Origin of the sequence: Pseudoalteromonas sp. SWXJ133 (assembly GCF_015864365.1) — a bacterium.
GTDB classification, from domain to species: Bacteria; Pseudomonadota; Gammaproteobacteria; order Enterobacterales; family Alteromonadaceae; genus Pseudoalteromonas; species Pseudoalteromonas arctica.
Genome location: NZ_JADYXJ010000001.1, coordinates 281,586 through 304,703 on the forward strand (window position 1 = coordinate 281,586; position 23,118 = coordinate 304,703).

The following is a 23,118-nucleotide window of genomic DNA, read 5'->3' on the forward strand; positions in this document are numbered from 1 at the left end:
ATTATTTGTCAGATTTTGATGAAAAAAGTGTGTCGAGTGTGTTCTCGTACGTGTGGTAATCTAAAAAATCGTAAAGCTCAGAACGCGTTTGCATATTTTCGATTTGGCTTTGTTGCGAGCCTTCATTTAAAATTGCTGAATACACGTTTAATGCTGCTTTGTTCATGGCTCTAAATGCACTTAGTGGGTAAAGCACCATTTCAACACCTACATCGCTTAACTGCTCTTTAGTGTAAATAGGTGTTTGGCCAAACTCAGTAATGTTTGCCAAAATTGGAACGTTAATCGCTTTTGCAAATGCTTGGTAATCAGCAAGGTCGTGTACGGCTTCTGCAAAAATAGCGTCAGCACCGGCTTCAACACAGGCCGCTGCACGGTCTATCGCGGCGTTTAAACCTTCTTTTTGAAATGCATCGGTACGCGCCATAATATAAAAATCGCTATCGGTTTTTGCATCAACCGCCGCTTTAATGCGGTCAACCATTTCACCTTGGCTTACAATTTCTTTATTAGGACGATGGCCACAGCGCTTTTGCGCTACTTGATCTTCTATATGAAAACCCGCCGCACCGGCTTTAGTCATTTCTTTTACTGTGCGTGCAATGTTAAACGCCCCACCCCAACCGGTATCGGCATCAACAAGTAGTGGTAAATCGCTAGCACCAGTAATACGACGAATATCTTCAAGCACGTTATCAAGGCTCGTCATACCTAAGTCAGGCATACCAAACGAGGCGTTTGCAACACCGGCACCTGAGAGGTAAATAGCTTGGTGACCCATTTTTTCAGCCATCATCGCTGTGTAGGCGTTAATAGTACCTACTACTTGTAACGGGCGGTTATTGGCAATAGCGTGTTTAAATTTTAATCCTGCTGACATTACTTTCTCCTCACTTTGAACGGTTGCTACGTGGAGTAACTTATAGTTTTAATCTGTAATTGTGACTGTTTAACTGCTCTACTTAACTTTTAGCCGTTAATAAATCAAATTTGGTTTGAATATTTGCTTGCGATGCACTTATGTGGCGCTTCATAAGCATTTCGGCCAGTTCGCCATCGTGGTTTTCAATCGCGTTAATAATAGCTAAATGCTCATCAAACGCTTTTGATACACGCGGCCCCACCATGCCCATTTGTACACGGTACATGCGTATTAATTGATAGAGCTCATTACACAGTAAATGAATTAAATGCGCGTTTTTACTGCCTTGAATAATACGGTAATGAAAATCTAAATCGCCGGCTTCTTGATAATAAGATTCGCCCTCTTTAACACGTTGTGTTTGTAGGTGCTGATTAAGTAATTGCTTTAAGCCTTTTACTTCTTCGGGTTCCATATTGTCGGCAGCAAGTCTACATGCCAAGCCTTCAAGCGAACTACGAACTTGATAAACTTCAATCAAACGCTCAGCAGTAAGGGCAACTACTCGGCAACCTACGTTAGCTTTACGCTCAACAAGGTAGCAACTTTCTAGGCGATTTAACGCCTCTCTAAGCGTTGCACGGCTTACACCATAACGTTTGGCAAGCTCAGGCTCTGATATTTTACTGCCTTGAACTATGCTTCCTTCAACAATCTCACGGCGCATATCTACAAATACTTGATCTGATGCGGTAGTTATAGGCGCTTCGTTTAAAAATGTGTGTGTCATAAGTTATTTTTTAGATTGTCGACAATTGATGTGGTTACTATGGGCTTATTAAAAAATCATGTCAACCCTTAAACCTATCAAAATGGCTAAAAAACACGCTCATTGTCGACACTATTAACCTAAAGTCGCATAAAAATGGTTTTACAATGGACTAAAACAGTGAAGTGTCGACAGCGTAATAAATCAGATGTTACGCTTTTTAGCGCTGAAAACACCTCGCATAAATGCTATTATCGCGCTTTATTTTTATAGTATGAGCTAACGCGTGAACGCCAACACTTTTATTCCTGAGCACTTTATTGATGACGTAAAAACCTATTTACCAGCGCATCTAAACTTAGATGACTTTTTAAATGCGTGTCGTAGGCCCCTCAGAAAATCTATCCGCGTTAATACATTAAAAATTAGCATTGAAGAATTTGTAAAACGTGCAACTGAAAAAAATTGGCTGCTAACCCCAATCCCTTGGTGCAGTGAAGGCTTTTGGTTAGAACGCCCAAGCAATGAAGAACAAAACCTAGCCCTAGGTAATACCGACTTACACCTAAGCGGTGCTATGTACGTGCAAGAAGCAAGCTCAATGCTGCCGCCTATCGCATTAAAGCAAAGTATTGAGCTCGCAGACTCTCAAAATAATTATGTGCTTGATATGGCATCTGCGCCGGGTTCGAAAACCTCACAACTAGCTGCGCTTATGAATAACCAAGGCGTGCTTGTTGCAAATGAGCTTTCGTCATCTCGCTTAAAGGTACTTAGCGCAACACTCAAACGTATGGGCGTTGGTAATTGTGCGCTCTCGCACTTTGATGGCGTTATATTTGGCAACTACATGTTTGAATGCTTTGATAGCATATTGCTAGACGCGCCATGCTCTGGCGAAGGTACTGTGCGTAAAGACGCCGACGCACTAAAAAATTGGTCAATAGAATCAAACATTCAAATAGCCCAAGTACAAAAAGACTTAATTAAAAGCGCGTTTTACGCATTAAAACCAGGTGGCACCTTAGTGTATTCAACCTGCACACTTACACCACTCGAAAACCAACAAGTATGCGATTATTTACTCAGTGAATTTGGCGACTATATAGCGCCTGAGTCACTAAGTGATTTATTTAAAGGTGCAAGTAAAGCAACAACAAGTGAAGGCTATTTGCATGTATGGCCGCAAACATTCGATAGCGAAGGCTTTTTTATCGCTAAATTTAAAAAGCACGCAAGCTGTAACAACCCAAATCAAACAGTTAAAAAAGGTGCATTCCCGTTTAACGAGTTTGATAAAAAACAATGTGCCGCGTTTATGCAATCTCTTAAAAAGCACTTTAGGTTAACTAATATACCTGGCAACTTAATGCAGCGCGACAAAGAGCTGTGGTTATTTCCACAAGGGTTTGAAGCCGTACAAAATAAAATTAAGTACGCTCGTTTAGGTATTCAAATTGGCATTATCCATAAAAACGGCGTGAGGCTAACCCACGAGTTTGCTACTGTGTTTGGCAATGAGTGTAAAACAAATGTGTTTGCTTTAAATAACGAACAAGCAAATGATTATTTTCAAGGTAAAGATATACGCTTAACTGAAGCGACTCAAACAATAGGTGAAGTAGTATTAACGCTGTGTGGTTGCCCTATTGGGCTGGGAAAATGGCAAAAAAATAAGATCAAAAATTCACTACCACGCGATCTAGTGCAAAATACACAGTTAATAAGTTGGACCTTGCCGTTATAATTAACAATTAGTCAACCGTATAATAAATAATTCAAATTATTTTTATTTCTAGATAGGCTGAATTAATAAATAAAAATTAATGATCATTAATTTACTACCGCTATTACTCAGTATCATTTACAAGAAAATATTAAACAAGGAATAGTAGTTTTCAGTTCAGTGAAGATACTAATGGCTCAAGAGCCACAGCAGTTATTGCAGTTGTATTGTTTCATTTTAACTCATCTTGGATGCCTGTCGGATTTGCAGGTGTAGATGTATTTTTTGTTATCTCTGGCTTCTTAATGACAGGGATAATATTTAAAGGTTTAGAACAACAAAAATTTTCTATTTTAAGATTCTATGTTGCGCGTGCAAATAGGATTGTTCCTGCGCTCGCTCTTCTGTGCATTATATTATTAATTTTCGGTTGGCTCTTCTTACCCCCTACTTGTAGTGACTTTAATTTAGGTAAGCCCTACAATTTAATGTACTTAACAAATTAGTGCACATATTAAAATACATACTATACTAAAATAACTTTCTACTTCTCCCAAAGATTTCGAAAGCTTTTAGTTAGCGCAATGCTCTTAGCGAGCAAGACTATAGCCCAGTGTTTCCTGAGTTACTCTGGGCCTTTTTTAAAATTTTAACATTAAATTATAGTGGCATAATTAACTATGTCACTATAATCTGTGGCTAACCAATCTTAGTTTTACTAAAACCTCTGTTAGTCCTACCTAAAAGGGCAACATTAGTGAGTTTATTTTTTGTTAAAATATACTCACTCAGAATAGGAAGTATTAAACCAGCAATTAATGCGATGGAAAATATTAAACTTGTATTATAGATATCAAACTTATGAAGAAATATTCTTGTGCTGGCTGTAAAGAAGACATGGAAAAGATATATTGAATAAGAATATGCCCCTAGCCAAGCCAAAGGTTTGAATCTAAAACCAACTACGAGCAACAATAAACAACTTAAACAACCTGATATTAAATTTAAAAGTGAACGTTGTTCAAAGTGAGGAACAAATCCTTTAAATATTAAAATAGTGAAGAAAATTAAGAGAAGAGAAAGACCCAATCTTGTTGCATTAGAAACTTCAATAGAAAATTTATATCTTACAAGTGCCATACCAAATAGAAAGTAAGGCAACAAATATATAAAACCGGAAAATGAAAAGTAATTGAAGTTTATAGGTGAAACATATAACGCTAAAGAGAGTCCAAATACATAAAGGAATTTACTGAATTTAGTAAATAACGTTAGTTTTTCACAAAATAATATAAAAATAAAAACTATAAACAAAGATTCTATAAACCAAAAGTGAGCTACTGGTTTTATATGTAAGGTTAACCATTCTATGTCTCTAGTATTTGCGCCTGGTGTTAATGCTTGCAAGAAAGCAAATAGACTCCCTACTGTAAGCATTGGAAGTAATAACCGTCTTGCTTTTTTAGATATAAAAGAAAATTCGCCTGAACTAAAAGGCCTAAGAGCATAAACGAGTCCCGATAAAAATGTAAACAAAGGCATGCGTACAAATACTAACGTATCGCTGATATTCCTTAACACTCCTTCAGAAAGCCTAAGTCCAGTTTCAGAATTAAACCCAACAACATGATAAGCAACGAGGAGAACGCAAGCCAAACCTCTCATGGTATCAATTTTTAAACGATCATACATAACTAAAAACCTGATAAATTACGGGAAATTTTTTAAATTGCATAATACTTGCCCATTTATATTAGATACATTTAAGCTTTCTCCTTTAATTAAAGTGTCTACAATATACTGACAAAACTTCTAGCGGTACATTAATAACAAACTTTTCTATTGAGAAAACTGATGAAATTTGATTGACCACTACACAACTAAGTTTGATGAAGTAAATGATAGTACCTCTAATTAGTTGACCAAATCAGCCATGACACTACAAACACATACTTAATAAAAAGGTTAAAATAAACTTCATTCGAAAACTTGTGTAGAAGCAAAAATATTAAAAAAACAAAGCATCAATCATTTACACTAAGCCAACTTAATCAACGAGTTATTCTAAGAATCAAATATAAACAACAGATGGCAGGTTGCTTTTCAGTATATCGTATTATGCAGCCTATCATTTACAAGTACAATATATTAGCATTATAAGATATCCATATGTGAACACTTATCGCCATGTGTACAAAAAAATTTTTACATATAATCATTCATAGACATTAACGGCCATATATTTATATGCGATTGAAAACAAGTAACGAGAGAATGAATATTGCTGTGCGAGAATAACTTCCGATAGGATTGTAACTTGATAGGTAAAAGCGCTGAAGATGCCACCTAACTAGTCTAGTTAAGTATTATACGTACATGATTAATTATCTAAAATCTTATAAGTGATAAAGTTATTTATTTACAGAATAACCAGGAATTAAGGTTAACAGCGAGCATCATCCAACTAATCAATAAGTATTGATTTCTTGAGAAATCGAAACAAATAGATAAAAACAGCAAAAAGTACCAGAAAATATATATTCACAATAATTTATTATTATTTATACACATATACAACTAAATATAAAACAACCATCCACGTCCCCATTTTAGGGGGTTGTAAAACTCACAACTAATAACTAAGGTTAGGTCGAATGGAAATTAATACGACAAAAGGAGTAACAAGAAATAACCTTAATGATTTAGTTGGATTAGTAATGAAAAACTCCTTGAAGTTTATAGTATGCACGTATTTAGTTTATGTGCTTCTTGCCTGTAATTCTGTGCCTAGTCGCTCAATAACCTTAGAAGAAAGTTCAGAAGCCGGTTCACTGTCTTTGAAAAGTACATTCAATTCAATCAGTGTTTATTGGACCATTGATATACAAGATCAGACAGATGCTGATCTATTTTATAGAAAAATTAGCAGTCACGCGTGGAAGACCGCACAAAAAATGAAATATGAAACAAGAATGTTTGAAGACCTTCATTCTAATTTTACTAATTATACAAAACAATTTCGAGGAAGCGTAGTACAACTTGAACCGAATACAGAATATGAAATATTAGCTGTAAGTAAAATTAACGGCATTTATTCTAAATCTAAAATTAGCACTTGGAGTGAAGATTTTAAAATTAAAGAAACTGTATATATAGACCACACCAGTGACAAGATTATGATAAATCGCTCTGGAAATAGTACTGATGGCTATATAGTCTTTGATGGTCAAGGACAAAACTTTAATTTAGCAACTAATGCTCTGTATAACATAGAGATAGATGCTTCCTACGTTATAATTAGAAACTTCAATCTCACTGATGCTAAAAAACATAGTATCTATATAGGTGGTAAACGAAACACAAATATAATTATAGAAAACAATAATATTAGCCAATGGGGTAGCAAAGAAGAAAACCATTATTCTGGCAATAACTATAACTCAGCCATAGCGAATAGATACAATAATGGATACTTCCATTCCAATATAATAATTCAGGATAATAATATATTTAACCCAAACTACACTGCTAATAGTTGGATAGAAAACCCAAAGACAGGAATGATAGACGATGATAGTCATCACCCTGAAGGTCCTCAAGGTATAACTATCTCTAACACTAATGGTAGTAATGTTATTAGGCGAAATAATATCTATTCTACAAATGGCAATTACTTTAATGATGGCATGGGCTCAGAAGGCGATAACTTTAGGCCTTATGGTTTCCCAGGTCCTGATTCTGATGTTTACGAGAACTCAATATCCCAATCTAGAGATGATGCATTTGAGATTGAAGGTGGTAATGCAAACGTTAGGGTATGGAGTAATTTTACTGATAAAAACTATGTAAGCTATGGGCTATCACCAATATACATTGGTCCTTTATACCTATTTAAAAATGTAGCATATCGTCATAATTACAGCCCTAACCATTCAAATATGGTAGGTACAACCTTTAAACTACAAACTAGACCAGAGACTGCAGGCAATATATTCATTTACCACAACACACAATACACAAATCAAAATGAGCTATTTGGTGCTAATTATGGTCTGAGTGGTAGTGGTGCTGAAATGCTAAATGTTGTAGCAATTAATAATGCTATATTTGTGTCTCACGAGGCTATAAACGGGATTAACGACTCAGATAAATTCGTAAACAATATGTATAGTGATGGAACAATATCTGACGAAAGCTTAATTGAAAGTAACTTCCAAAGTAGCCAGCTTGAAATTGATGAATATGAAGATATCCAAGTTAGCGCCTCTTCAAATACGCTCTCTCTCATTAAACACTTTAAACCAAAATTGAACTCTGCATTAGTAGACAAAGCTATACACATTCCGAATATTAATGATAATTACGCCGGTAATGCACCTGAGTTAGGGGCTAACGAAAGCGACGCATTATCATCGGTTTATGAACATTTAATAACTTTGATAAGCTTTGACAATAACACTGAAAATACCTCTTTAGAGAGTTTACCTACAAGCTATCAAGGTGAAGAGATTTATTTTAGTCCGAGCATTAATGATTCAACATATTTAGAATTCTCAGAAGAAGATGTTCTTACAGCTGAAATGAAACAAACAGATTCATCTGATGAGTTTACAATTTCAGGCTGGTTCAAGACTGACACGGATTATAATGATAAAGGTATGCTCACAGGTATTACTGGAAAAAACAGTTATATTTACTTAGATATATTAGCTGATGGAAAACTTAAATTAGGTACTAGACCTACTGGTAGTTTTTACCAACACTTTACTACATCGAAATCCTACAACGATGGCGATTGGCATCACTTTACAGTTGTAAGGGGAAATGGGCAACTAGCTATTTGGGTAGATGAAAATATTGACAAAGTTGTATCTGATCGCAGAGAAGGTAACTTTTCATTCGACTTATTTGAGATGAAAAGTTTAGACTTATCCGCAGAGGAAATCAGGGTATACACTAAAGACATTGGAACGGAGTGCATTAAAGAACTCGGTAGAGAAACAATTTAAATATTCATTCACACTAAATATATACCGAAGAAACACTGTAATTTTAAAGTAAATTACAGTGTTTTCTAAACTTATATGTACGCGTAAATTCTTTATATTCACTATTAAGGCGTAATGTTAGGCAAAGTATTGGTAAAGCATCTATCTCATCGGCTAATTCTATAAGCTCATGAAATTGGTAAGTAAAATTTTTGTATAAGAAAGCAATTTCATCCACATATAATTTTTTAAATTTAGGGGTTAAAGTTTGCCAATTTATTAAAATTATCTTTAAGCTTTCTAGCCTAACCCTGTAATTGAAGGGAGCCAGTGAATATGCTTCATTAATATAATCATAAACCTTATTTGAAGCTCCTTCTTTCATACTAGTTACTGAAGCTAATAGAATCCAAGTGTCTGCCCAGGAATTCCTGTAGCTTAATGACTGCGTCAATAACTGCGAAGCCGTATCTAAATATAAAGATTTATTTTTAAGATTAACACGATCTTTTAAGTACAATAATTCTACATAAGCAGCAAAATGTAGATAATGCGGATGAGTAGACTCTATGCTGACAGCTTTCTGACTTGCATCAATAGCTCTATGAATACTAGCTTTGTCATCACCTATTTCATTTGAAGAGTTTTGCAAATCTTGTACGGTGTTATATGCATTAAAATACCACGTATTCGCTCGCATTATTTTCACGCTACAGTAGGACACATAGAGGGTGATAATAAACAAAGTAAATATTTGAACGTGTTTTATTATATCTTTACTTTTCATTGAATAAAGACTTTGTCAAAGATTCAGGGTTTTTGCGGAAAATTTCATTAGCTTTAGAGCTGCCAATTAGCTCTGATACTATTTCCCTTGCTTTACTTAAAATAGGAGGCCTACGTTTAACTGAGTGTGCATCAGTGGCAATATATTTAACTATATTTGATTCAAGCATATTAAAGCTAATTTTTTTGGCAGCTTCACCCCACGCTCCTTCTATACTAGATGCCGTTAATTGAAATTCACAACCAAGTTGGTTCAAGCGTTGAATATAAAATGGGTTAGATTGAATATCTCTATTTCGCTCAGGGTGAGGAATAACAACTTTAATATTTTTATTAGCTAACCACGTAATAAGTTTATCAAAACCTTGAGGAACATTGGAGTGAGGTAATTCTAATAACATATAATTGAAATTATCAACTTTCCCAATAAAAGGTAATTTATTAGATAAAACTAAGCCCATTAGCTCCACATCCAGTCTGATTTCAGCTGCAACTGCTAGGTTAATAAAAATTCCATTATCTTCTGCTGCCGATTTTAAAGCCGTAATATCGTTGTTTATGCCAGTAATAGTATTATTGAATCTTCCAAGATGAATATGAGGCGTAGCAACCATATGAGTAATGCCATCGTTTTGCGCAATTTCTAATAGCGCTAAAGATTCAGCTAAATCTTTAGCGCCATCATCAATTCCAGGCAAAATATGAGAGTGGATATCAAACATATATAAATATTACTTAAGGGTCAGTTTGCTCAGGTTTTTGCGAATAGTCATAGTAATCGTAATAACCATGGCTATGGTCCTCTTTACTTTTACTCATATCAACTTTATTTAGTACTATCCCTGCAACGTGTGCTTTAGCTTCAAATAAGCGCTCTATCCCCGCTTTTATTAGCTTTATACGTGTAACATCAGACTTAACAACATAAATTACAGAGCCTGCAACTTGTGCAACAACAAGAGCGTCACTAACTGCTTGAGTTGGAGGAGTATCAATAATTATATGGTCATACTTAGTTTTAAGTACTTCAAGAACATCATTAAAACGACTACTTGATAAGAGCTCTAAAGGGTTGCCTGGGATTTGCCCGCTAGGCATTACAGATACTCCAGACATTTCATCAACATGAACACATTCACTATATTGCTCAGTACCTATAATTAGATTACTAAGACCAGGATGAAAAACAGGTATCTCAAATCGTTTAGCAATACTAGGTTTACGTAAATCTGCGTCTATTAATAAAACTTTACCCATTTGAGCTAGCGAGATCGCTAAATTAGCCGATGTTGTCGTTTTACCCTCCCCCGGAGAGCTTGATGTTACGGCAATAACTTTGTTATCACGCTCTAATTGCGTTAATAACAAACTCGTGCGCAATGTACGCACCGACTCGGCAAAACGTCTAAAATGGTCGTCAAGATACGCATGTATAGGGAAAACACTGTTCTTGGGCATTGGAACATGCGGCAATAAGCCAAGCATTCTTTGTGCTAACTTACTTTCAGTATCGTTTTTGCTCTTTATCGTGTCATTAAGGGCATCGAAAACAAGGCTCACTACAACCGCAAAAATAAAACTAACGACAAAGGCAAGTAAAACAATTAATTTTTTATTGGGCTTAGCAGGCTCATTTGGTGCAAAAGCACGATCAGTAAAACGTGCAGCGGCAGAACTAAAATCGCTAGTTACTGCAGTTTCTTTAGAACGAGATAAAAAAGTGTTAAATATGTTTCGGTTAGTCTCTACTTCACGTTTGAGTTGGCTATAGTGCGTCTCTTTACGAGTAATATCCTGATACTCAGCACGTATGTTGGCTAAATCACCTTCTAGTGCCTTTACAGTACGCGTGATACGGTTAAGCTCCTTCTCAATACCAGTAATAAGCCCTTTAATTTGTTTATTAAGGTTACTTTTAACTGTTGCCAATTCCGCTTTAGCTGAGATAATTTTAGGATGCTTAGGGCCATAAACCTCACTGAGTTCACTTAATTTACGCTCCACTAAAATGACTTCACGCTTTACATCTTGGATAACTTTATGCGATGTAATTTCAGGCATACTACCTAGCAAGTCTAAATTATTATTTCCATACTCACTGATGACACGGTTAATGCTTTCAAGGTTGTTTCTCTCATTTCTAGCTACAATTAATTGCTGAGAAATTTGTTCAAGCTCTTGAGTTGCTAAGCCAGCTATACCTTCAATATCAACTAGTTTTTGTTGTTCTCTATAAGACTGTAAACGAAATTCAGAATCATCTAACTGAATTCTTAGTTGAGACAACCTAGTATTTAACCAAGTAGAAGCTTGCTCAGTAATACCCATTTTAGCGCGCATTTGACTTTCAATGAAAACTTCACCAACAGTGTTTGCAACAAGAGCTGCTAAATGAGGGTCACTAGACTCAAAGCTAACCCTTACAAGCTGAGTATTTTTTATCGGCGCAATTGAAAGGCGTGATTTAAACATAGCCAGATACCCAAGCATTTTTCGTTCAGCTTGGCGCTCAGGAGAAATTATTTTAGGCTCTTTTTTATTCAAAAAAGGAAATTGCTTCTTTATAACTTTTTTTAACTCACTAACAGCAGAAGGCTTAGTAATAAAATCTTTATGTTCCTTAAGATTAAGTTTAGTTATTACTTCGCGGGCTATACTGTCAGACTTCATCACCTCAAATTGAGTCTGATAATACTCTTTCTTATTAGAATCTAAGCCATATATTTCTTGGAAACTTACTGCTTTGGCCTGTTCAGCTTCAATTAATAGTGTTGCGGTTGCAACGTACTTAGGTATTAAGGTTAGGGCAACCATGATAGTCAATAAAGTAACTACTATTGAAAAGCTTAAAATTCTCCATTTAGCGCGTTTGACCACATTAAGGTAAGCACCTAAATCAATAATGTCATCGTTATTTTTTATACTTTCATTCATTTGATTCATTTATTACTGCCTTGTAAACTGCTTAGAACAAGCGTTGTTCAATTTTTATGGTATCGCCCGCCGCAATTTGGCTATTCAAACTACCTTTTTGTTGCTCTTGTTTGGTTTGCTCCTTAAAAATAAAGATTTTTTCTATAGAAGCGCGCTCAGTTAAACCGCCAGCCAAAGCAATGGCCTGATTTACAGTCATCGCCGGTTGATAAGCATAAGCTCCTGGATCTTTAACCTCACCATGAATATAAAAAGGCCTATACTCTATAACCTGTACATAAACATTGGGGTTTACTAAGTAGGCAGGTTTTAGGCCGTTCGTTATTACTTGCTCAACTTGCGAAGTGTTAAGTCCTGAAAGTTTTACTTTCCCTAAAAAAGGATAATTCACTTCACCGCTATTTCCTAGAAAAGCGGTAACTTCTAAGTCAGGTTGACCAAATACTTTTATTTCAACTTTATCACCTGCACCTAAAGTATAGTTTTGGGATGCCTGAGCAAAAGCGGCACTACTAATAACTAGCAGCGCTAAACTAAAAATAAACTTCATTAATTAGCCTTTAAAGCAAATGTAAAATTAATACCGATAACTACGCGATCAAACTCAATGGCGTCTTGCGTAGAGTTTTTATCAATAAAATCTGCATATGTCGATACCATACCAAAGTTACTAGCGACATAATTTAAACCTAAGCGTAGACTTTTTGTTTTATCTTTACGGCCAATATCACCTGTATACTGTTCATCTGTATAACTTGTACTCACCAAGGAACTTAGATAATCGCTCCAACTATGGGTCCACTTAATACCATAAACAGTTTCCTTGATATAATCACCTTGTACTAATGGATCTTTGGCTGCACGGCTTGTCATAAACGCCAACGTAGAGTAGCTAAGAGGTTGCCAATTAGCCGTTGCTTGCCAACTTAAGCCACTAAAACTCTCACGCTCTGGGGCCGAGAAATCCTTGTTTTGATAACCTACTTTAAATGACCCAGAAGTTAACGCTGTTGCTTCCCACTCCATTCCGGCAAGCACTTTCAAATCATCACTATCTCGAGATATGCCACTACTTGCTAAAACATCATAGCGGTAGTTTTCCTGTTTTATTTCTAAAAAAGTTCGTGTAGCAGCTTGAGTATTATAATAGCCAGTAATTCCAAATAGCGATTTATCGTAATTCCTATACTGCGATACCTCTGTAAAATTTTGGTATTTCTTGTTGAAAAAACCAGCACGCACCGCTACTTGAGCTTTCGAGCTTAGAGCACCATACTCATACTCAGCCAATATATTTTGTTCTTGGTACTTCACAAGCTCATTTACAGCATCACCTAAACCTTCGGTTAAACCCGTACCGCGTGGTTCATAAAGCCAATCTGCATCACCTGAAATATCTAAACGATGCTGGCTAGTGAACTCTTTGTGAACTCCAGCCCCGACATTTACTTCTGTAAAATTATCAACTGAATCTTTGTTATGTAATGAGGTACTGGTACCAAGGTTTAGACTGTAACTATCTGGACCATCATCAATCACAGCTTTAACTTTTGGTGCGACTGTCCAAATTAATCGAGACTCTTCATCATCTGGGGTATTAAAGAAGTTATTGTTACTGCTTATACCAGTTTGAAGAATCGGAGTAATTTCAGCGCCATCTTTTGTCATAACACTGCCAGGTTTAAGCTGTGCATATACAGGAGATACAGTTAACACGCTTATGCAAACGATAGCTTTCGTTAATTTTTTAGTAGGCATTATCATTCTTAAATCCCTTAAAAATTGTCATAAAAATAATTTTAACATCTAACCACAACGACCAGTGCTTAATATAATGCAAGTCAAATTCAACACGTTTTTCCATTTTATTTAGAGTATCGGTTTCACCTCGCCAACCGTTTATCTGTGCCCAACCCGTAATGCCAGGTTTAGTCTTGTGTCTAAACATATAGAAATCAACTTTTTTTCGATATTCTTCATTGTGGGCAACAGCATGAGGGCGCGGGCCAACTATTGACATATCACCTTTAAGTACGTTTATAAATTGTGGCAACTCATCAAGGCTTGTTCGTCGCAGGAAACTGCCTAAAGGTGTAATACGTTTATCATTTTTAGTAGCTTGAGTGACTACATCACTATTTTCAGTGACGCTCATAGATCTAAACTTCCATACTTTGATTCGCCTGCCATCTAAACCATATCTGTCCTGTTTAAATATAACTGGACCACTGGAGGTAAATTTAACAGCAAACGATATAGCAATTAATATAGGCGATATTAATAATAAAATTATTGATGCAACTACTATATCTTCAGTACGTTTTATAAATTCACGAGCACCTATGAATGGTGACTCAAATACACTTAATGTATCTACATCACCTACATGTTCAATCCGTGCATGTATAAGGTTAGAAAGTAAAAAGTCAGGGATAATATGTACGTCTACCGTTGTATCACCAAGTTGAGACAAGATTTGAGCTATACGTTTGTCGGCTTTTAAAGGGAGTGCGATATATAAGACACTTATCTCTCCGATTCTAGCTGCGTTAACAGCATCTTGAATTTTGCCAGCTAGTGCATACTTTGTTGAGTTTTCAAATAAGCGTTCAGGCTTACGGTCATCAAAAAAACCTAAAAACTTAAAACCTAGCTCATCATTTTTAGCAATCTCATCATATAGATATACAGCAGATTCATTGGCCCCAATAATTGCTACATTACGCAAGTTCATACCTAATTTACGACGATTGCGTTTATAAGTATGCACAACTAATCGCCATGAATATAGAAAAGTTACGCTTAGTAGAAACCATAACCCAAGGCCGACTCGCGAGAAATCATCTGTAAACTTGAATGCAAACGAAACAAAAAATAAAAAAGTAAAAGCTACAGTCAAAGAACCCCAAGAACACAACACCATAGTTCTAAACTTGCCCGCACGCCAAGAGCGATAAGTAGAGAACAGTTCAGCGCTATACATATAGCTCAGTGCAACACTTAAATTTGCTACCATGTAAAATGGTGTGAGCTCAAAGCCATAAAATAAAGCAGAACACTGAAATGATAAAAACAAAGCAAAAATATCGAATAAACGGTAGAAATTTGCATCAGACGAACCAGAAGGTTTAAACGTCCTTGAAGATGTCATACTATAGATCCTTATAGATATCTTAAATAGTTATTCTAGCACTATATTACTATAAATAAACAATAACGCAAAGCTACTAAATATTCAATGCAAATTGGTATAAAAACAAATTAAAAATTTGAACTAAATTGGCTGCAAGGCTGCTCGGCACTAAATGGAATATACATATAAACATAACCAACACGAATTAACTAAAAGCACACAAATAACGGGTATTTATGCAGGCATAAAGCTATTATTTAACTGAACAGTTCCTTAAAGTAACCCCAAAACCCGAAAGAAAAACCTTGGAATAAGTCTATACCTAATAAAGACTTAACTAGGTATAAAAATAATAGAAGAACAAACAAGCAAATGCTTACTAAAATTGATTGCGCAATTCGAGAAGCTTTTATCTCACTTGCGCTTAGTTGGCGCCTATTCCTTCCTGCTAAAATAACAAAATAATATCTGTACCTAAAAAACTTAATAACTCCCCTAGAGTCAATTAGATGACTTCCCCACTGCCTAGCGCCTATTGCTGTTTTTAAATGCACAAGCTGCTCTTCTGTAAAACTTTTCTGGACATTTTCAGGTATACGCTTTAATAAATTTTTTATCGCAGGGTCATTTTTAATATTCATGTAAAAGTTCTATAGCTCCTAGCAAAATTAATCTAACAGTAAAAAGCATTAAGCTATCTGATAGACTAGAGTTAAAACGTCAAAAACAATATTCACCCAGTACGAAGAGTTATCGGATCAATTTATTATTGGAAATAACTTTCGCCGGCACTCCGGCGATAACACAATCGCCTTCAAAGCTTTTGTTTACTACCGAGTTGGCTCCTATAGCAACATTATCTCCAAGGGTAATTCCACCATACAATTTTGCCCCCGGCCCTATATAGCAATTATCCCCAATAACAGGTACTGCATTAGAGTTTTGTGCAGAAGCGCCAATATTCACACAAACATGTATTCTACAATTTTCACCAATTCTTGCATCACCATTTATAACTATAGTACCAATATGTGCAATTGAAAGGCCTGCACCGCAAGTATTTATAGGAATAGTGAACCCTAATAAACGACCAATTTTTTTATGCTTATAAGCATACCAGTGTTTAAATATAGAATTACGATTAGCGTAATACTCGTGTTTACGTAAAATCCGTTGGAATTTCCAGATATCATTAAACAGGTAGCTTTTTAATCCACTTACCTTCAAAGACTCTTTGTCTTTTTTCAAAAAATATAAATAATCAGATTTACTTTTAATCATTGTAGGCCATAAAGTTAGATGAGTAGTTAACAGAGATAGTCATTATTTATCATTTTTTTGTTTAGCTTTGAACTTTAAAAAATCCGTAAATATATAAAACAATGCTATTGGGTATTCAAAAAAATATCTTTTAAAAAGCTTTGGCTCGTCATAAATCCTATAAACCCAACGCATATTATATTTATCTGCCCAAAGAGGGTAATAATCAACGCCAGTAATAATTTGGTGTAAAAAGCCGCCACATGTATAACCTGCGCCCTTCCACCCTGCTACTTTTAGCGCATTTAAAAAACGCTCTTGGTGCACTGCCCCCATACCTACAACAACTACCGACGGGTTTAGCTTTTTAATTCCTTCAATTATTTCTTGTCTATGTTCATCACTTTTAAAATATCCTGAACTGTAACCAACTATATTTAATAAAGGGTATTGTTTTTTTAAAGCTTCTACAGACAGAGGGATTTGCTCTTCTTTAGCACCAATTACGTATACGGATTTATTGTGTTGAGAGCAATTTTCAAATACCACGGGGGCAAGTGATGTGGCATCAAAGCTTACGCGTTTAATGCCTTTCATGCCACAAAGACCTAAAACCTTTACCATCAACTGACCATCTATATATATATCGTCTAATTGAGCGTATAAGTCTCGATTTTTCCTTCCAATATAGTAAGAATAAGGGTTTAAAAAGCTAACATTTCCTGTCTTACTTTCTCTGTATTCAGCCCTAACTTTATCGACCAATATGTCAAACATGCTTATATTTCCTTTAAATAATTACTCAGAGAGTAATTGTCTCCATTGCTTTTCGACTTTTTCGTTATCAGTCTCATTGGCCATTTCTAAGCAGTTATTAGAAAAAACATTAAAAGTAGCCTGATCAATAGTTAAAGCTTTAATTTTATTTACACAATCATCAACATCATTGTTATTAATTAAAAAGCCATTCTCGCCTTGCTCTATAAGCCAAGTTGCTGCTTCAAAGTTGTTAAATACAACAAGCGGTAATCCTTGGCTTCTGGCCTCTATTAATGTTTGACCAAAACCTTCGTAATGTGAGGTCATTAAAAAAGTACTGTAGCCACTTAAAGTTTCAGCAACATTATTTGTTGGGCCTAAGTAATTAATATTATCAATATCCGCTATTTTTCTTTTTAAACTTGATACTTCCTCATCAGCACCTGAGCCATAGATATCGAGCGTATAATCGCTGTCAATCTTTTTCATGACCTCTATCATTTTATCAAAGTTTTTCTGGTGCTCATGTATCCTCGCTATAGTAACTAATTTTTTACTATAAATAGCGACACTTCCCTTGCTCTCTAGTTTGCAGCCTCTTGGAATGACTTGAATTTTTTCTTTGTTAAAATTGTAGTTATTTTCTAATTTGTCTCGATCAAATGAAGTGTAAACACAAAATTTATGAATATTCTTACCGTTTAGCTTGAATGCTAACTTTGCAAGCCTACCTGAAAAAAGACTATCCAATCTATTAGATTGCACCACTATTAAGCTTTTTTCAGATAAAACAAATCTAAAAAGAAAGAGTAAATATATGGGATGGTAGATAAATACAAAATCAGAATCTTTGCTTCTATGTCCTATTAATTTAAAAGAAAATAACAAACCCTTTATTGCTTCTCGTAATTGACCATTTGCAAAGCTAGGCAACTTTATTTTTTTATAAATTACGTCAGTCTTTTCATCAAAATGCTCTTTTTTATCGTTAGCTATATCATTATAGTACTCAATAAAAGTATTATTTAGAGAAATAGAGACAGATTGTAGAGAACGCATTAACGTTTCTATACCACCAATACCTGTTGATTTATTTGGGTGATACGATATTATTTTTTTCATTTTTAAACCTTGAATGATAAAGCTTCTTTACATTATCTTTTTCAACTAAACATAACATCGCAATATAAGCTATCGCGCCGACAAACAAGCATAAGATTAATCTCGTTTTTTCATCTTCAACAAGAGTAGAAATCGATGTGAAATATACAATTAGAGACATTATTGCGCTCATAGTAAATGCAGGAGTAAAATCTTTTAAAAACTGTTTAAATGGGTATTTAATAACCTTATTTACGGCAAGCGAATTCCATAGAAAGCTTAAAAATGTATATGTACCTATAGCAAAAACGCCTGCTGCTGCACCAATATCGCCACCAAGTATGATTATTATGAGTAGACTAATAATTGAGGACACCAACTCCTTTTTTGTAATTATATTAGGAACTTTAAATATTAAAAACAATGAACCATGAAATAAATAAAAAGTTCTGAATACTGCAATCAAAGCAAGCGACTGAAGGTAAACCACGCTATCAGCCCATTTTTCACTAAACACTGTATTTATAAGTAACGGAGCAATAGCCGCCAGTCCGAAAAACAATGGAAAAACCATAAATGAAGCAAGCCTATTTGAGTTAGAAAACTTTTTTTCTAATAAGTTTTTATCATTTTGAATTTTAGATAGACTGGGTAAAGCATAGGTATTAATCCCATGAAAAACAGCGTCTCTTGGTAAGGATACTATTCTATTAGAAAAATTGAATAATCCCACAGATGCAGTTCCAGCCACAGAGCCTAAAACTAGAGGTAATCCATTATTAATTAAGCTGTTACTGAAGGCCGATATGGATAAATACCGCCCCATTTTTAGGGTATTAAACAGTAGCTCTTTATGAAAAGTAAATTTGATAATATCTCTCATAAAATAAGCCATTACTAATAAGCTAATTAATTCCTGTAGTACATACTGCATCACTATTGCGTATGCACCATATCCTTCAACAGCAAGGGTTACACCAACAACAAACCCAATACATTTCGCAAGTAAAGCGCGAAGTGCGATACTCTTAAAGTTATGCTCTCTTCTGAGCTTAGCTAAAAATGGCCTACCCGCTAAAATATAAACGACAGTACTTACTGAAAGGCCCAGCATCAATAAATCATTGGCATTATCAAGGAATAGTAACCCCCCCGCCATCGTAAGAGTAACAAGTAAAAGCGACAAACAAACGGAAAACCATAGCACTGTAGAGTACTCGTCTTGCTCCACTGTTTCTTTACTCACTAAAGGTGACTCGATCATTCCAGAGAAAAGCCCTGCTAATAGTCCAGGAATAGCAACGTAGATAACCCCTTTACCTAATTCAGATGGCTCAAGGTAAAGAGCGAAAAGAAAAAAAGAGATTATCGAAAGTAAAACTAGAAATACTTTATCAAAAAAGATCCACAAAACAGAACTCAAAAAGTTCATAACGCCCCTACAATAGACTTATTAATTATCGAATATAACCTTCATTTTAAAAATATTTCACTATAATAAAGGCAGTTACGAGTTGAATTATACTTTTAATAATGATTTAACTAGTGAGATTAAAGCTTTTAATGAGGCATACCCTCTATTGTAATAAACAGCTGTCAAAGACACACTGAGCATATCTCGATAACACAAAACGACCCACTTGTAGCTCTTATTTGTATAAAATGCAGTTAAAAATTCATAGATATTCGAAAGTGAAAAACTAACTTTTTCTTGTTCAGTTAAAGTATCTGAATTAAGGTTGATAAATTTAGTTATGAATTCTTTTTTATATACATAGTACTTTTCTGGGTTACTTGTTATATTACCTTCGGTGCCAAAATGCCTAGTAACGAGATATTTCTGTACCGTAAACACGTCATATTTTTTTGCAATTTGTGACCATAACAAACGGTCTTCAGCATAATGCAGTGATTCATCGAACCCACCAAACTCATTAAGTATTTCTAAAGGAATCATTACACTTGCAGTACCTTTAATAACATTTGCATATAAAAAATCTTTGAAATGCTTTCCAGCTAATAACGGAGTATCACGCTTTATTTTTTTATCTTCACAGCTATCAATGGTAAATGTTTCAACCAACCCAACATCATGCGATTTACTCTTCTCTACATATGTTGCTAACTGCTCTTCTAATTTATTTTCATTCCATTCATCGTCAGCATCCAGAAAACACACTAGTTTTTCTGATGATAAAGATATGCCCTTATTTCTGGCCGCTGATGGGCCAGCGTTTTTTTGAGAAACTAGATGTATGTTTAAACAAGAAGAAGAAATATATACATTTACTGTTTTTACAGACTCATCTATTGAACCATCATCTACAATAATAACTTTTGTCGGTTTTACAGTCTGCTTCTCAAGCGATGACAAGGCTCTTTGTATTGTATTATTCGAATTATACATAGGTATAACTACCGCAACAGTTAATTTATTTTCGTTATTTTTCATTATTTTTAGAACCCAATGATAAAAACATTGCAATTAATAGTATTAAAAAGTCAATTGCGTAATAGTTAGGTACAACGTGCCCAATAGTATTTGCTACTAACACCATAATAATTATTGCAAGACAAACAGATGATTCCTTAGCCGTTGTTTCACTAGGAATACGGATGAGTGTTTTTAATGCTGTAAATACAATCAGCGAATTAATCAAAATCAGGAAAACGATTCCACCGTCAAGCTTTGTTTCTATATAACCGTTGTGAGCATTACCGATAAACCCCCATCGCTCAATGAAATCTTGTGCATTAACACTATTCCAAAATGCGCCAAAACCATGTCCTAGAATAGGTTTATCATCTAAATGAGGCTGTAGTAATTCCCATATTATTTTTCTATCGGTCAAATCCGAATTCCTACCGAGCAAGTGAAAAGCAAATTCTTTTGCAAGGTATATGATCAAACCTATAAATAGAAATATTCCTAATGAGATAAGAACTTGGCCCAGAAAATATTTACTATTTTTGTTATAAGGGTAGTAATTAAAATACAAAACAGTACTGATACCTATAACAGCCAATGCCAACCCTGACGCTGATTGCGATAGACATAGTGCTATAAATATCGGAATCATTAAGAATGTTGATTTTTTATCTTTTTTCAAAAAATAGGGAAATAGAATAGCAAGCCCTATAGCGTAGGCTCTTGCACCTGCGTTTTTATCTGCTAATATCCCTAAAAATGCCCCCCCCCTGATTCCACCTTCAATAAATACATGAGATGGAATAACAATACCAAGTAGAAGACCGGCAAGAGCACAATAAGCAATTACACAACCAATAAAATAAAGTAAATCCACTGGTTTATAAAATGTTGTTAAATGTAAGGCAAATAAAAATAGCGCTAATACAGCTATACTTCTTTTCAATGTAAAATTTGGTTCAACAGACCAAGATACGGATATGAAGCAAAAGAGTGGTATTAACCACATTAGATAATTTTTTTTCCAAAAAGATTTTCTAAAAATTATTTTTTTATATATTAAGCAAAAGCCCGTTAGTAAAATAATAATAGAACCGGAGAACTTGTTAACAGGGCTACCATCTGTTGCGGCAGTTAAAAGGTCTCGCCCTCCAGAAAATAGCAAACCATAAGTAAAAGATATTACTTTAAAGTAGTATAACGTCCCTATCACTAGTAATAAGCTCATTATAGAGCCAAACTTTACAGTATAGTTTGAGCTGTTCACAATCACTCCATAGCTTTTAGGTAGGATTTAGCTGAATTGCTCACTGTGTATTTTTCAGCAAGATTTAGCTGCTTTTCTATGTCGTAATTATTATCTACTAAGGTGCTATGAATAGCCTCAGCTAATTTTTCCGGTGACTTCACAGGCACAAGCGAACCAACGACGCCGTCCTCTAATACTTCATCAGGCCCACACGGGCACCTAGTAGACACAACTTTACACTGAGCTCCCATTGCCTCAACTAAAGCATTAGGGCTCCCCTCGAACAGAGATGATAGAACAAATACATCTGCTGCATGTATCTCGTCTAGTGGCGCCTCTGTGTACCCAAATAAACTTACACTTTGTGTTAAACCAAGTTCATCTACTTGTTTTTGAAGCGCTGTTCTAAGCTCTCCTTCTCCGTAAATAATCAAACGAACGTCCATGCTTTGTTTAACAATAGCGACAGCATTAATTAAGTCGTCAAAACCTTTTTGCGCAGCTAAACGGCCTAAACCTACAATAATGGGCGTAGTCTTATCTGTTAGCCATGGGTGTGTAGGTTTTGAAAACTCTTTTGTTCTAAAGTCATCATCTAATGTAGGGTTTGGAAGGTTAATAACACTAGCTCTATTTACAACAGTTGTTTTAATTAAATCTTGAGCAACCCCATCTGATACTGCAAATACAGGGTTAGGTATAAAACGATAAAAAAATGGCGCCAAAAAATATGCTACTTTAACTAAGAAATCATTATTTACTAACTTATCTTTAGAAAAAGCATTCCTCTCACTTACATACAGAGACTTTAATCTACCTATTGATAAACATGCTAATATCGCAATAACATTAACATGAGTAAGTGCGGAAAGAATTTTGTCAGGCTTGTTATCTAATAAATATTGCCTAAGCTTAGGGATTGCCGTAACGGTTCTATGTGCTTTTAACTCATGTAAAATTACACGCTCGCTAACGTTCTTAATATTAATACCACCCTCGGTTAATAATACTATAGATACGTTTTGACCAAGATTAGCTAAGCCATTAGCTAATCTAACCATCATCTTTTCGGCCCCACCACCATTTAAGTTATGCACTACGACAGTAATTTTCACAGATATCT

The 23,118-nt window shown here is 35.1% G+C and carries 19 protein-coding genes and 1 pseudogene; 3 read left to right on the forward strand and 17 right to left on the reverse strand.

Going from position 1 to position 23,118, the window contains the following annotated elements; all coding sequences use genetic code 11:
* Position 1: 1 nt before the first annotated feature.
* Together prpB and I6F40_RS01180 are read right to left on the reverse strand one after the other, a co-directional pair.
* Complete coding sequence (gene prpB / locus I6F40_RS01175; protein ID WP_002962361.1) at positions 2–880, reverse strand: methylisocitrate lyase; 879 nt, start codon at positions 878–880, stop codon at positions 2–4.
* A gap of 82 nt (positions 881–962) precedes the next feature.
* Complete coding sequence (locus I6F40_RS01180) at positions 963–1,652, reverse strand: GntR family transcriptional regulator (RefSeq protein ID WP_024590401.1); 690 nt, start codon at positions 1,650–1,652, stop codon at positions 963–965.
* 265 nt (positions 1,653–1,917) lie between these two features.
* On the opposite strand from I6F40_RS01180, the gene rsmF reads away from it, so the two are divergent.
* Both rsmF and I6F40_RS01190 read left to right on the forward strand, forming a co-directional pair.
* The gene (rsmF, locus tag I6F40_RS01185; RefSeq protein WP_197192379.1) at positions 1,918–3,378 is read left to right on the forward strand and encodes a 16S rRNA (cytosine(1407)-C(5))-methyltransferase RsmF; all 1,461 of its coding nucleotides are present in this window, start codon (positions 1,918–1,920) and stop codon (positions 3,376–3,378) included.
* Between the two features lie 152 nt (positions 3,379–3,530).
* Positions 3,531–3,833, forward strand: a pseudogene (locus I6F40_RS01190) (acyltransferase family protein); the annotation flags it as partial.
* Positions 3,834–4,056: 223 nt separating this feature from the next.
* Here the strand turns inward: I6F40_RS01190 and I6F40_RS01195 are convergent.
* Positions 4,057–5,049: an acyltransferase family protein gene (locus I6F40_RS01195; RefSeq protein ID WP_197192380.1), complete on the reverse strand. Its 993-nt coding sequence runs from the start codon at positions 5,047–5,049 to the stop codon at positions 4,057–4,059.
* 962 nt (positions 5,050–6,011) lie between these two features.
* Here I6F40_RS01195 and I6F40_RS01200 point away from each other — a divergent pair.
* Positions 6,012–8,366 (forward strand): LamG-like jellyroll fold domain-containing protein, encoded by a 2,355-nt coding sequence (locus I6F40_RS01200; protein ID WP_197192381.1) that lies wholly within the window; start codon positions 6,012–6,014, stop codon positions 8,364–8,366.
* A 43-nt stretch (positions 8,367–8,409) separates the two neighbouring features.
* On the opposite strand, the gene I6F40_RS01205 is transcribed toward I6F40_RS01200, so the two are convergent.
* The 14 genes from I6F40_RS01205 to I6F40_RS01270 form a co-directional block, all read right to left on the reverse strand.
* Positions 8,410–9,132, reverse strand: a complete 723-nt coding sequence (locus I6F40_RS01205) for a VpsP family polysaccharide biosynthesis protein (RefSeq protein ID WP_197192382.1) — start codon at positions 9,130–9,132, stop codon at positions 8,410–8,412.
* Positions 9,122–9,853, reverse strand: a complete 732-nt coding sequence (locus I6F40_RS01210; RefSeq protein WP_197192383.1) for a tyrosine-protein phosphatase — start codon at positions 9,851–9,853, stop codon at positions 9,122–9,124. The genes I6F40_RS01205 and I6F40_RS01210 overlap by 11 nt, the downstream gene beginning before the upstream one ends.
* 13 nt (positions 9,854–9,866) lie before the next feature.
* Positions 9,867–12,074, reverse strand: a complete 2,208-nt coding sequence (locus I6F40_RS01215; protein WP_197192384.1) for a GumC family protein — start codon at positions 12,072–12,074, stop codon at positions 9,867–9,869.
* A 22-nt stretch (positions 12,075–12,096) separates the two neighbouring features.
* Positions 12,097–12,615 (reverse strand): polysaccharide biosynthesis/export family protein, encoded by a 519-nt coding sequence (locus tag I6F40_RS01220; RefSeq protein ID WP_197192385.1) that lies wholly within the window; start codon positions 12,613–12,615, stop codon positions 12,097–12,099.
* Entirely contained in the window at positions 12,615–13,829 is a 1,215-nt protein-coding gene (locus I6F40_RS01225; protein ID WP_197192386.1) for an outer membrane beta-barrel protein, read from the reverse strand. The genes I6F40_RS01220 and I6F40_RS01225 overlap by 1 nt, the downstream gene beginning before the upstream one ends.
* The gene (locus I6F40_RS01230) at positions 13,813–15,216 is read right to left on the reverse strand and encodes an undecaprenyl-phosphate glucose phosphotransferase (protein ID WP_197192387.1); all 1,404 of its coding nucleotides are present in this window, start codon (positions 15,214–15,216) and stop codon (positions 13,813–13,815) included. Before I6F40_RS01230 ends, I6F40_RS01225 begins: the two co-directional genes overlap by 17 nt.
* Positions 15,217–15,455: 239 nt before the next feature.
* Complete coding sequence (locus I6F40_RS01235) at positions 15,456–15,839, reverse strand: 3-phosphoshikimate 1-carboxyvinyltransferase (RefSeq protein WP_197192388.1); 384 nt, start codon at positions 15,837–15,839, stop codon at positions 15,456–15,458.
* A gap of 109 nt (positions 15,840–15,948) precedes the next feature.
* Positions 15,949–16,479, reverse strand: a complete 531-nt coding sequence (locus tag I6F40_RS01240; RefSeq protein ID WP_197192389.1) for a serine O-acetyltransferase — start codon at positions 16,477–16,479, stop codon at positions 15,949–15,951.
* 42 nt (positions 16,480–16,521) lie between these two features.
* Positions 16,522–17,235: a WecB/TagA/CpsF family glycosyltransferase gene (locus tag I6F40_RS01245; RefSeq protein WP_197192390.1), complete on the reverse strand. Its 714-nt coding sequence runs from the start codon at positions 17,233–17,235 to the stop codon at positions 16,522–16,524.
* Positions 17,236–17,256: 21 nt separating this feature from the next.
* Positions 17,257–18,339 carry a glycosyltransferase gene (locus tag I6F40_RS01250; protein WP_197192391.1) on the reverse strand — a complete coding sequence of 361 codons (1,083 nt, stop codon included), beginning with the start codon at positions 18,337–18,339 and terminating at the stop codon, positions 17,257–17,259.
* A complete protein-coding gene (locus tag I6F40_RS01255; RefSeq protein ID WP_197192392.1) occupies positions 18,308–19,750 on the reverse strand; it encodes an oligosaccharide flippase family protein in 1,443 nt (480 codons plus the stop codon). The genes I6F40_RS01250 and I6F40_RS01255 overlap by 32 nt, the downstream gene beginning before the upstream one ends.
* Before the next feature lie 87 nt (positions 19,751–19,837).
* On the reverse strand, positions 19,838–20,770 hold the full coding sequence (locus I6F40_RS01260) for a glycosyltransferase family 2 protein (protein ID WP_197192393.1): 933 nt from the start codon (positions 20,768–20,770) through the stop codon (positions 19,838–19,840).
* Positions 20,760–21,974: an O-antigen ligase family protein gene (locus I6F40_RS01265; RefSeq protein WP_231609277.1), complete on the reverse strand. Its 1,215-nt coding sequence runs from the start codon at positions 21,972–21,974 to the stop codon at positions 20,760–20,762. The genes I6F40_RS01260 and I6F40_RS01265 overlap by 11 nt, the downstream gene beginning before the upstream one ends.
* 41 nt (positions 21,975–22,015) lie before the next feature.
* Positions 22,016–23,110, reverse strand: a complete 1,095-nt coding sequence (locus I6F40_RS01270; RefSeq protein WP_197192395.1) for a glycosyltransferase — start codon at positions 23,108–23,110, stop codon at positions 22,016–22,018.
* Positions 23,111–23,118 lie beyond the last annotated feature (8 nt).